At 42.8% G+C, this 12,972-nt stretch carries 7 protein-coding genes; all 7 read left to right on the top strand.

From position 1 onward, the window contains the following. Positions 1–110: 110 nt before the first annotated feature. The 7 genes from BV902_RS27095 to BV902_RS08845 all read left to right on the top strand — a co-directional run bounded on the left by BV902_RS27095 (position 111) and on the right by BV902_RS08845 (position 12,344). Positions 111–641, top strand: a complete 531-nt coding sequence (locus BV902_RS27095) for a DUF4974 domain-containing protein (RefSeq protein WP_172840658.1) — start codon at positions 111–113, stop codon at positions 639–641. A gap of 38 nt (positions 642–679) precedes the next feature. Further along, positions 680–3,613, top strand: a complete 2,934-nt coding sequence (locus tag BV902_RS08820; protein ID WP_237242031.1) for a SusC/RagA family TonB-linked outer membrane protein — start codon at positions 680–682, stop codon at positions 3,611–3,613. Positions 3,614–3,630: 17 nt separating this feature from the next. Then, positions 3,631–5,391: a RagB/SusD family nutrient uptake outer membrane protein gene (locus tag BV902_RS08825; protein ID WP_232475706.1), complete on the top strand. Its 1,761-nt coding sequence runs from the start codon at positions 3,631–3,633 to the stop codon at positions 5,389–5,391. A gap of 133 nt (positions 5,392–5,524) precedes the next feature. Continuing rightward, positions 5,525–8,062: an alpha-L-fucosidase gene (locus BV902_RS08830; protein WP_083663535.1), complete on the top strand. Its 2,538-nt coding sequence runs from the start codon at positions 5,525–5,527 to the stop codon at positions 8,060–8,062. A 29-nt stretch (positions 8,063–8,091) separates the two neighbouring features. Beyond that, a complete protein-coding gene (locus BV902_RS08835) occupies positions 8,092–9,057 on the top strand; it encodes an SGNH/GDSL hydrolase family protein (RefSeq protein WP_075991623.1) in 966 nt (321 codons plus the stop codon). Positions 9,058–9,110: 53 nt separating this feature from the next. After that, a complete protein-coding gene (locus tag BV902_RS08840) occupies positions 9,111–10,952 on the top strand; it encodes an alpha-L-fucosidase (protein ID WP_083663536.1) in 1,842 nt (613 codons plus the stop codon). A 108-nt stretch (positions 10,953–11,060) separates the two neighbouring features. Then, on the top strand, positions 11,061–12,344 hold the full coding sequence (locus BV902_RS08845; RefSeq protein ID WP_075991625.1) for a Gfo/Idh/MocA family protein: 1,284 nt from the start codon (positions 11,061–11,063) through the stop codon (positions 12,342–12,344). Positions 12,345–12,972 lie beyond the last annotated feature (628 nt).

Genomic DNA, 12,972 nt, shown 5'->3' on the forward strand with positions numbered 1-12,972 from the left:
AAATTTTTGATAACCATTTATAAATAACATACAAACCGTACAAACATATGATTTTTTATCCATTTGTTAGGCTACACCCGTGGAGTTTAACTTTACGAAGTATACTGATTATGAAATTGATCGTACTCATTTCTTTACTGACCGCGATGCAGCTGTTTGCAGAGGGAAATGCGCAGACCATAAACTTAACCGCAAAGCACGTTACCTTAAATCAGGTGATGCGTGATATCCAAAAACAGAGTGGTGTTAATTTTTTCTTAACTGGCAAGTCATTGGCTCAGGCACGTTTGTCAGTCAATATACAGCATGCCAAATTGGAAGATGCATTAAATGCTATCGTAGCACCTTTGGATCTGGAGTGGATCAAAAAAGATGAGGTGATCGTGATAAAACCCAAAAGAAATCCGCCAAATACCGAACGCAAAGAAGTCCAGCAGCGGAGCATTGCTGGTAAAGTCGTTAATGGTAAAGGACAAGTCCTGGTAGGAACCACCATTACAGTGAAGGGAGCTAATATTTCCACGGTCACGGACCAGGATGGAAGGTTTACAATTCAGTTACCAACGCCAAATGGCACTTTGGTATTTTCAAACGTAGGCTATCAACGTTTGGAAAAAAGTGTCACTGGAATGATGAATTAACCATTGTACTTCAGGAGGAGGTAAGTGGTCTGGATGAGGTGGTCGTCGTAGGGTATGGAAGCCAGAAACGCGCAAATGTAATTGGTGCCGTGTCAACCGTGAACGGCAGTTCGGTAGAGAATAGGTCAACCTCCACACTTAGCTCTTCATTGGCTGGACTCGCGGCGGGCGTTAACGTACAGGCCACAACGGGAAAACCAGGTGCAGACGGTGCTAGTATACTGATTCGTGGAAAAGGAACTTTAAACAATACGTCTCCCTTGGTTGTGATCGATGGTATTGTCGGATCTATGGATGCAGTTAATCCCAATGATGTGGAGTCAATTTCGATTTTAAAAGATGCGGCAACAGCAGCGATCTATGGATCCTTGGGGTCGAATGGCGTTATCTTAATTACGACAAAAAAGGGAGCCAAGGGAAAAAATAATGTGTCTTATACGGGAATGGTTTCGCTGTTGCGCCCCAATAATGTACCCGAATTTATTACCGATTACGCACAACATATGCGCCTTGTTAATGAAGGCTTCAAAAATTTAGGGCAAGCGGCTGTTTATACCGATGCAACAATCAACCTCTGGGAAGAAGCGAAGAAAAATCCAACAGGGTTAACAGAATTTGGTATTCCCAATGAAGTCGCTTATCCAAATACCAATTGGGGCGATGTGCTTTTTGGACAACGCAAACTTTTACAAAATCACAATCTTTCTCTAAATGGTGGCAGTGAGCATACGCAATACCTCTTTTCAGTGGGCTATTTCAACAATCCGGGGACGATGCCCGAAACTGGAGCAGACAAGATACGTCTGCGTATTAACTTACAGTCTAAAGTTGCCAAGTTTTTAACTGTGGGTACCCAGACCTTTGGCGATATGCAGAATTTGAGTGTCGCCGATGTGGTCACAGCATATTCTTACCTGACCCAAACCGTGCCAGGAGTTTATCCTTTCTACAACGGGGTCTATGGTTTCCCGGCTGCGGCCGAAGAATCGGCTACTGCAAACAATGCCCTGGCTTTTCTAAATGGGATGGGTGGAAAGAACCAGGTCAATCGATTCAATACCACAATATTTGCGAAGTTAAATCTCATGAAAGGCTTGGAGTTTGAATCCAGGGTAAATTATAACCATGCCTATACCGAAACGAATTCGCATCAGGTGCCTTATGAGAAATGGAATTTTGCAACCAACAAATTAAGTACTGCGGCGCTGTCTGCGGGACAAATAACCACCCAGTATGGGTTAACCAAGAGCTACAATGTGATCGTTGATAATGTATTGCGTTATTCAGGATCTTTTGGTAAACACGATGTGGGCGGCATCTTGGGGTATAATGAACAGTATTTTAACCAATATAATATCGGAGCGGCCAAACTTGGGCTTGTGCATCCAGACCTGACAACATTTAATTCGGCGACGACAATGAGTTCCATTACCGGTGATGAGCTTGACTACGGTTTGCGGTCCTTTTTTGGTCGTGCAAATTATGCTTACGCTAATAAATACCTTGCGGAAGCGGTGGTACGGTACGATGGGTCATCTCGATTTGGAACCGCCAAACGCTGGGGGCTCTTTCCGGCATTCTCTGCGGGATGGCGTATTTCGGAAGAATCTTTTATGAGTCCACTTAAATCTTTTGTGAATGATTTGCGAATAAGGGCCTCGTGGGGGAAAACCGGAAATAATGCCTCTCCGGGTAATTACGATCATCTTCCCTCGTATAGTACGGTAAACTATTCATTCAATAATCAGGCTGTTCGTGGTTTGGCACAGACTAAACTAGGAAACGATCTTTTACACTGGGAAACGACCACAACAACAAATGTAGGTTTTACAGCCACGGCATTGAAAAATAAATTAACGGTCGAATTTGATGCCTACCGTGCTTATACCGATGGAATCTTATATGTTCCGACCATTCCGGCGACAACTGGAACTGCTACTGCAGCAACCATGAATATTGCCGAAGTTAGCAAGCGGGGGATTGAATTGACGCTGGGATACCAAAATAAAATCAACGGTTTTAACTATGGAATTTCGGCCAACTTTGCCTACAATACCAATCGGGTGGAAAAATATAAAGGAGCATTGTCGGAGGGCTATGTAACGGATGCGGCGGGTAATCGTGTTTACCAGTCCAATATCGGTATGGTTTCCAACGGTGTCAACCAGCGTATTTTAGAAGGGCACGAAATCAATGAATTTTACTTGTACAATGTATACCGAGGTTCGGGAAGCCATTTTTTAGCGGATGGTTCTGTCGATAAAAATGGAGGGCCACGCGACGGTATGATCCGGACGGAACAGGATATGGAATGGTTGAAGGCTATGGTCGCTGCTGGCTATTCATTTCAGCCTGCCGATGGCATAGACCCTACCAAGATATGGTATGGTGACTTGATCTATTCGGATATGAACGATGATGGTATCTACGGGAACGTCTATGATCAAAAGTTTATGGGCAAAAGAGAAACTCCAGCATTCAATTACGGCCTCAGTATCAATATGGCCTATAAAGGATTTGATGCATCCATGATTTGGTCGGCTTCTTCAGGTATGTCGTATTACTGGAATGAACTCTATCTCAATTCATCCATCGTTGCGCAGGGAAAATCGGTACCGGCATTGGTCGCAAATGACCATTACTATTATAATGCCGCAAATCCTTCCGATCCCAACAACCGGATAGCTGGTTATTATCCACGCTTAAAAGGAGTGACAGATGCACAGAATGGACGTACCAGTGATTATTATTTGTATAACGCTTCTTTTGTGAAACTACGTAACCTACAATTGGGTTATTCGCTTCCAGAAAGCTTGGCAAACCGTCTATCAATTGCAAAATTACGGATCTATTTAGCGGGTGAAAACTTGCTGACATTTACGAAATATCCTGGTTTAGATCCTGAGATAGGTTCAACAACAAATTACCCTTCAATGCGGCAATATTCACTGGGTTTGAATCTTACCTTTTAATTCTAATGACAATGAAAATGATGAAAAAAATAATAGCAATTGTATTGCTAACAAGTATATTGGGTTGCAAAAAAGATCTTTTGGATACCTCCCCATATTCATCGGTCTCCACCGCAACGATGTGGACAACCGACAATTTAACTGATTTAGGGATTGCGGGGATCTATAGTTCCTTTCGACTCTTAATGGGGCATAGCGGACTGATCTCACCTTATGAACTTTATCAGTTTGACCGTTTCTCCTATACTGGGCAGGCACGTTTTGATGAACCCTTATTGACAGGTACCATCACCGCCGGCGATCCATTATTTGTGAATGTTTGGAAGATTCAATATGAAGGTATTCAACGAGCAAACGATGCCTTAAAGAATATTCCCCTAAAGTCACCTTCTACAGCAGAAAAGAAAGCGAAATATATTGCGGAAGCTAAATTTCTACGTGCTTACTTTTATTTTCGGCTCAATCAGCTTTACAAAGGGGTACCCATCTACCTTGAGCCGTTTACTGCAGCCGAAGCCGTCAAAGGACGTAGTTCGGAAGATGATGTCTGGAATCAAATCCTAGCTGATTTGAACGATTGTATCGCAGAAACTAATTTTCCTGATCGTTATCCTGCGGGGAATGCGAATTATGGACATGCAACAAAGGCAGCAGCTTATGCCTTACGGGGTAAAGTTTATCTTTATCGAAAAGATTGGACAAAAGCTTCGGCAGATTTTCAAAAAGTAAAAGATGCTGGCCACTCACTCTTCGGAGATTATAAAGCTTTGTTTAAAGAAGCTAATGAACAGTGTCCTGAGATGATTTTTTCTATTCAGCATCGGAGTGAATCAGGCTATGGAAATAATATGCAATTGTTTTGTGGCTGGCCCTCGGTCTATTCGCGTGGCTGGAATTATTACATGCCTTCACCACATTTGGTCGATCTCTATGAAAATAATGATGGTTCTAAGTTTGAATGGGATAAAATTATTCCAGGATACAGTAGTTTAACCGAAAATGAAAGGGAGGTGTTTTTTCTGCGCAACAATCTCACGGAGGCCGAGAAAGCTGCTGCAACGTTGAGAGGTGCAAAGATGAGTCTTTACCTACCGCAAGGCAATGAGGAGCGTATAAAAAAAGCCTATGAAAATCGTGATCCCCGTTTGCAGGCCAATGTCGTGACGCCTTATTCGACTTTTAGGGGTGCCTATAATTTTACGAATGTTGAAAGTCTTCAATTTATGCGCTGGCCATTTCGCGGGCAGGCACAGGTAGACGGCGATATTCAGAGCGATACACAGATCAATTTCTTCTATTTCTATCGAAAATTTGTCGCTGAAGGAGTCAATGAGATTGTGGATCGCAATTATGGTCCTATCGATTTTCCGATTTTCCGCTATGCTGATATTTTATTGATGTGGGCCGAGGCCTTGAATGAAGAGGGCAAACTAAATGAAGCTATAGCAAAAGTTAACGAAGTTCGTCAGCGTGCAGGTGTAGCACTTTTAAATGCTAATGCTTCAACTGCCGTCGGTGGGAAGGAAGACTTACGCCTGCGTATTCGTAATGAACGTCGGGTTGAGTTCCCGAATGAGGGAATCAATTACTTTGACGAATTGCGCTGGGGAACCTGGAAAGAGAAGGTGTTTCAAGCAGGCAATGGACGTAAGCAGGTTTGGGGGACAAATGTTGGGAATTATAGCTATAAGGGTGACTTTTTGAACGTATGGCCTATCCCGACCTCAGAAATACAGATGAACGTAAACCTGGTGCAGAACCCAGGTTGGATCGATTAGTTTTATGGATATAAAATGAACCTAAACATGATTTTTTTTAGATATAGCCTATACTTTATTTATTTTTTGAGCCTTTTTCATCCTTTTTTTCTACGTGCGGATACAAGCGATATGGTAAAAAAAAGGATTTGATTTGGCTCAGCGACAGTACGCTTTGTTGTATAAAGATCATAGCGATCTGCGTAAGTATCCACGATCGGCAGATCCCAAGGGGAAAACAACTTTTACTGATATCCGGGACTGGACGGGTGGTTTTTGGCCAGGCTGCCTTTGGTATGTCTTTGAGTATACCGGCGAGGATCAGTGGCGGGACGCTGCACTAAAATGGACGAATTCATTGTGCCAAAATCAATATAATACACAGCACCATGATATTGGTTTCGTGATGAACTGCAGTTATGGAAATGCCTATCGGTTAACTGGTGATACTACATTCAAATCAATTTTAATCCAGAGCGCCAAATCGCTATTGACACGTTTCAATCCGAAGGTTGGTGCAATTAAGTCTTGGGATACCTTTTCCTCTTGGGATGGTAAACATACGTATGAATTCCCTGTCATTATCGACAACATGATGAATTTGGAACTTCTTTTTTTAGCTTCCAAATTATCTGGGGATTCTGTTTATCGTAATGCCGCTATTCGACATGCAGAAACGACGCTGAAAAATCAATATCGCGCAGATTACAGTTCTTATCATGTGGTTACCTATGACCCCAATACCGGTGCTGTATTGAGCCGGGAAACGGCACAGGGGTTTTCGGACAATTCAGCTTGGGCTAGAGGGCAAGCCTGGGGATTGTATGGGTTTGTCGTGATGTACCGTGAAACGAAGGACCCTAAGTTTTTACAGGCTGCACTAAAAATGGCAGAGTTCTATATAAAGCATCCGCGCCTGCCTCAAGATAAGGTGCCACAATGGGACTTCGATGTAAATCAAGCTGGATTTGTCCCAAACTGGAATTATCGCAAAGCAGATTTTGAGACTATTCCACGGGATGCGTCGGCAGCAGCGGTTACTGCTTCGGCATTGCTGGAACTGGTTGACTACATGGGAACTGGACAACAGCAGGAATATTTGGATGTTGCCGAAACGATCTTGCGTTCATTGGGGTCACCGCAGTACTCCAGTGAGGTCGGAGCAAATGGTTTGTTTGTGCTGAAGCATAGTGTGGGCAGTATTCCGCATAAAGGGGAGATTGACGTCCCGCTAGTGTACGCAGATTATTATTATCTAGAAGCATTAATGCGCTGGAATAAGCGAAACTATCAGCGTGCGCAATTGATGAACGAATGGCAGGAGATGAATAGACAGAAGGCAAAAGCATTAAAAGATTTTCAGCGGCAGAAATTTGGTCTATTTATCCATTGGGGACTGTATGCTATTCCAGCTGGGATGTGGAATGGGCAAAAAATGGAAGATTTGGGTAGTCCGAGTGTTGCTGAATGGATTCAACTGGTTGCAAAAATTCCTCGGTCTACTTATGCAAAATTGGCGGATCAATTCTCCCCGCAATCTTTTGATGCCGATAAAATTGTTAAAATGGCCAAGGGTGCAGGGATGAAGTATCTTGTTGTGACGAGTAAACATCACGACGGATTTGCCCTATATGGTTCAACGGTTAGTTCATTCAATAGCAAACAGGCTACGCCCTTTAAACGCGACATCATTCAGGAACTTTATGATGCTTGTCTTCGGCATAAACTCGATTTTGGTATCTATTATTCACAGAATATCGACTGGCGGGATGGTAGCGACGGGCAATATGCGGTAACAAAGGCACAGCATGATCTTGTTCATGCCAAAACCGATGCTTTCGGTGTCAATCTTTGGGATCCCAGCGAAAATTCTTTCGCTTCGTATCTCAACGAAAAAGCAATTCCTCAGGTAAAGGAAATTTTGACGCGGTTTAAACAGTTGAAATATATCTGGTTTGATATGCCGGGATTGATGACTGCAGAACAGAGCTTTCGGTTCTATAAAACTGTGTATGATTGTAATCCACGTGTTATTGTCTCCGAGCGAATTGGCAATGGTATGGGCGATTATGCCATTCCTGGGGATAATCGGATTCCTGACTCTTCTGAGCGTTTTACCAGACCTTGGGAAGCCATTGGAACATTCAACCATTCCTGGGGCTATAAATCTTATGACCACGATTGGAAAAATGTGGATGAATTAAGGTATTGGCTCCTTGAAATTGTCAGTAAAGGAGGAAATTATATGCTTAATATTGGTCCAGATGCACAAGGAAATGTAGCCACACCGGTAAAGAAAAATCTTGCTATCTTAGGGAAATGGTTGCGGCGCAATGCCGAAGCGGTTTATGGGACATCGCCTTGGACCATTTCGCATGAGGGACCAACAACAGTTCGGATAACAGATACCGAGCAACGGGAAAGGGAAGGATTTAAAGTATCTTTTACAGCCTTGGATTTTTGGTTTACACAGAAGAATGATTTTGTATATGCGATGGCTCTTGTAGTACCCAAAGATGGAATCGTCAACGTACAGTCCCTGAACCAAAATATGGCTAAAGTGAAATCAGTGGAAATTCTAGGGTTTGGTCGGATCGATTTCCAGCAGGATAACCATGGATTGCAATTGAAATTACCCAAGAAGATACAAAACAGCAGCTTGGGCTATGCGCTAAAAATAAAACTAAGCTAATCCCGCTATTAGCTTTATCAATTATAACGATGTTGAATCTATTATTAAAAACAAAAAAAATACGCTTTTTGCCATTATTGCTCTGCTTTAGTATATGGTATGTGCAAGCGGTTGGACAAAAAAAAACGGATAATTTTCGCTGGGACGATGGACAAAAAGTACTTTTTTTAGGCAATAGCATTACTTACGCGGGGCAATATGTCGCTATGACAGAAAGTCTATTCCTGAGCAGTCACCCGAAAAGGAAACCTCAGTTTATTAATTCGGGCTTACCAAGTGAGACCGTTTCTGGACTCAGTGAACCGAATCATGCCGATGGAAAATTTCCACGCCCCTGTCTATTTGATCGACTGGACAATGTGCTTGATAAAATAAAACCTGAGGTTGTTTTTGTTTGTTACGGTATGAATGACGGCATTTATCTCCCTTTTGATGTTATCCGTTTTGAAGCCTATAAAAATGGAATTATCCGTTTGCACAAACGTTTGGTCGATCAGGGCGTCAAACGCATCCTATGGATGACACCTCCAGTGCATGATGATCCGCAGCTTCGGCTCAATGGCTACAATAAAGTATTGGATCGTTATGCCGAATGGCTTATCGGCTATGCCAAGATGCAGTCCTGGGAAATCATAGACCTGCATTTTCCCATGCGTCGTTACTTGGAAGCTAAGATCGAGAAAGACGCTCAGTTTAAACTGGCCGCAGATGGGGTGCACCCCGGAGAGTTGGGGCATTGGCTAATGGCTAAGGAAATAGTACAGCACCTGATGCCTGATTTCCCGATTGAAAGCGCATGGGATGACAATTTGCGCAGTCAACCAAAACTTCGCCAGTTATATACGCTTGTTTTGAAAAGGCAGACGATGATGAAAGACGCATGGCTCACCTATACAGGTCATAAACGACCTGGACTATCCAAGGGAATTCCAGTAGAAGATGCAAGCAAAGCATATGCTGTTATTCAGGATGAAATTAAAGCGTTGGGTTTCTGATCGGCGATAGCTTGCAATCCGAATAAATGAACTTTTATGTATAAATCTATATCATGATGAAAATCAATTTTTTTAAATGGAAATGTGCAGCAGCTGTGGGAATGTTGCTGTGTATGACCGATGTTGCTATTTCACAGACCAAATCGCCACCGTATGAAGGTGTTGCAGGTTGGCAGGAGACGCAAGATAAACGTATGGAATGGTTTAAAGAGGCCCGTTTTGGGTTATTTATCCATTGGGGATTGTACAGTGCTGCAGGTGGTTCTTTTGAAGGGAAACAATATCCACAACATTATGCCGAATGGATACAAACCTGGGGGAAAATTCCCAGTAAGCAGTATGCCGAAGTACTGAAACCAAAATTTACTTTAGGTTCTTTTGACCCAAAGTCCTGGGCACGCCTTGCGAAAAAAACGGGAATGAAGTATATGGTACTGACCTCCCGACACCACGAAGGCTTTAGCCTGTTCAATAGCCAGCAACCTTATGCTTTGAAAAATGATGTTACGGGTACGGCAAATTTATCGCCGAAAGGAAGAGATCTTTACCGCGAAATTATGGATGCTTTCCGTCAGGAGGGAATGAAAGTAGGAGCTTATTATTCGCTCTTGGATTGGCAGCATCCCGATTCTTATGAAGCTTTTCAGCTGAACCCGAATGTGAATAAGCATCAGCCAGATCATGAACGTTACAAAGCCTATCTCTATGGGCAAATCAAGGAACTTGCACAAAACTATGGGCGGCTGGACGTGCTGTGGCCCGATTTCAGCAGTAAACAGCATGAGGGGGAAGCCTGGGGGACAAAGCATATTTTGACAGACCTGATCAAATGGCAGCCTAATATTATTATCAATAATCGATTTTGGAACGGACTCGAAAATAAGAACGGTGATATCGGAACTCCCGAAAAATATATTCCACCAACAGGTTTGCCGGGTATGTACTGGGAGGTAAGCCATACCATGAATGAAAGTTATGGGTATAGCGCCCATGACCAAAATTGGAAAAGCTTTCCCAAGATCATGCAATTATTTGTGGAAACGGTGAGTAAAGGGGGAAATTTCCTGTTAAATGTCGGACCCGATGGTGACGGAGCCATTCCTGAACCTGCGGTGCGGATTATGGAGCAAATCGGGGAATGGATGAAGGTCAATGGCGAATCTATTTACGGTACCACCGCGAGTCCTTTCCAAGCCTTGGATTGGGGGTATTGTACCCAAAAAAATGGGAAGCTGTATCTGCATGTTTTTGATCGTCCGGCCGATGGAAAAATAAATCTGCCCATCAAAAATAAAGTGACGGCTGTCTACGCCCTAGCTTCACCTAAAATGAACTTAAAATCCACTTTAGAAAACGGAAGACCAGCAATTCCTGTCGATATCTTCGACAATAAGAAAGGACCGAAGGTTATTGTGGTCGAAATCCAGGGAAAGCCAATTGTTGAGGAAAGCCTGACCCAAACACAGGCAGATGGACGTATCGTGATGAACGCAAATAATGCAAAATTACAGGAAGGAAAGGGATTAAAAATTATTGGTGCACATACCCATGATCCAAACCGCCCGAACGCCATTGGTCAATGGAAAGACCTTGCGGATAAAGTTTTTTGGGATATCAAAATTCAAAAACCAGGGAAGTATCGTGTGCTCGTCAATTATCTGGCGAATAGCAAGCAGCACGGAAAAATTGTACTCTCGATACTCGGGCAGCAGATCCAGTGGACATTCGTAGCTGAAAAAGAAGCTAAATTTAAGGAAGTGGCTATGGGGATCATTGAGGTATCCCAGCAAGTAATTGGTGAGCCCAGTACCAAGGTGATTTTGCAGGCTACAGCCATCGAAGGCGATACTTTGCCCGAGATTGCTTCGATTACTTTGGTTCCTATACAAGAATAAACTATCTTTAAGAAAACCTGAACAAATCATCCATACATAAACCATTTTGCCGCCAAGAAACGGATAAATACGTATAAGGCAAGCAGAAAAATAAACTATCCATAAAGAATGAAAAGAAGAGAATTTATAGCCAAGGGAATTGTATCCTCTTTGGCTTTTACAATTGTCCCGCGCGTTGTGTTGGGAGGCAATGGATTTCTTGCGCCAAGTGATCGTATCAATCTTGGATTTATTGGTGTCGGAAAACAATCCTATACCTTGATGAATGGCCTCAATCGCTGCAAGGAAATTGCAAGTCTGGCTGCCTGTGATGTAGACCGTAATAAGTTGGCAGCATTTATTGCTGCGACAACGAAAAAACAAACGGAATTGTCAAAAGCACAGACCGACATCAAGGCCTATCATCATTATCGGGAACTATTGGATCGGAAAGATATTGATGCTGTTGTCATTGCTACACCCGATCATTGGCATGCGCAGATTGCAGTTGATGCGGCTAAAGCTGGTAAAGATATTTATTGTGAGAAACCCCTTGCATTGACCATTGCCGAAGGTCGTGCAATGGTCGATGCAACCCGAAAATATAAACGTGTATTTCAGACGGGCAGCATGCAGCGTTCTTCCTATAATTTTAGACAGGCAGCAGAACTGGTTCTCAATGGCTATATCGGCAAAATCGAGGAAATCAATGTTTCTGTGGGCGAACCGGTCAAACAATGTGACCTTCCCTCCATGCCAGCCCCCGATTATCTCGATTGGGATATGTGGGTAGGACCTTCACCATATCGGGGTTATAATCCGATATTAAGCCCACCTTTAGAGGACGATAAATGGGCTTGGTGGCGTGGTTACCGCGATTTTGGTGGCGGTTACATCACCGATTGGGGTGCACATATGTTTGACATCGTGCAATGGGCCTTGGGTATGGATGAATCGGGCCCTGTTCAGTTTAATCCACCCAAGGAGGCCAACAGCAATAGCGGGCTCTCGTTTAGCTATGCCAATGGCGTTCGCGTAAACCATGTGCAGTGGGGAGTACATAATGCGATCCAATTTATCGGTGAAAAAGGTAAGATTGAAGTAAGCCGGGAATTTATCCGATCGAACCCGGAAAATTTGGCAAATCTTAAACTGACTGCTTCTGATCGTCGTTTGTATTATAGTGATAATCACTATCAGGACTGGGTTGATGCGATCAAAAAAAGAAGTAAGCCTATCTGTGATGTTGAAATAGGTCACCGGACGAGCTCAGTGTGCAATGCCATCAATATTGCGTATGAACTTCAAAAGGATTTAAAATGGAATCCACAAAAAGAACAGTTCGACAATGACTATGCTAATCTCATGCGCAGTCGCCCTTATCGCGGGGAATGGGATTTTAGAAAGTTCTAGTCTTTAATATAAGTTTTCGATACAGACCTGACAAGAATTTTTTGTCAGGTCTGTATGTTTATTGATCAATATATCTACAACAATTTAATCCCGAAAGACCCTGTTTTTGGCAGTAACAGGGTGTGGAAATCGAATCGCCTACTTGATAAGTTTGAGCTCCTATTTTCTTATAGTCAACTTCGTTATTTACTCGTTTTATAAACGGAATTTACTCGGAGCTTAGTCGGTATTTATTCGTTCACAACCGAAGAAGCACCGAAGAAGCACCGAGCAAGTACCGAAGAAGCACCGAATAAGTATCGAATAAAGTTATAACTAAACCCGAAAAAGGTATCAAGTAAAACTAATTTTTTGACAGGCCGAAATTGGCATTCGAAGTTGCTACGAATCAGTCCTATTTAATCGAAATTGCTCCTGTTGTGACAAGTGATTTCAAGAACTTACCGGCAGGTAGGTATTTCTTCAATTAGGATGAAGAAGCTGCTTTTGAAATATTCAAATTGACGATTAAAGGGAAAGACGATATATTGGGCTTGATTTCATTTGAAAGAATCCCAAAGGAGATGCGGATCCATGTGAGGTTATTAACCGCATCAATAGAAAATGTAGGGGCAGCTAAAATTGCAGA

The organism is Sphingobacterium sp. B29, assembly GCF_001952815.1.
Lineage (GTDB): Bacteria > Bacteroidota > Bacteroidia > Sphingobacteriales > Sphingobacteriaceae > Sphingobacterium > Sphingobacterium siyangense.

Coding starts and splice junctions, on each gene's coding strand:
- BV902_RS08840 (WP_083663536.1), top strand. CDS start 9,111: ATGATGAAAATCAATTTTTTTAAATGGAAATGTGCAGCAGCTGTGGGA.
- BV902_RS27095 (WP_172840658.1), top strand. CDS start 111: ATGAAATTGATCGTACTCATTTCTTTACTGACCGCGATGCAGCTGTTT.
- BV902_RS08825 (WP_232475706.1), top strand. CDS start 3,631: ATGATGAAAAAAATAATAGCAATTGTATTGCTAACAAGTATATTGGGT.
- BV902_RS08845 (WP_075991625.1), top strand. CDS start 11,061: ATGAAAAGAAGAGAATTTATAGCCAAGGGAATTGTATCCTCTTTGGCT.
- BV902_RS08835 (WP_075991623.1), top strand. CDS start 8,092: ATGTTGAATCTATTATTAAAAACAAAAAAAATACGCTTTTTGCCATTA.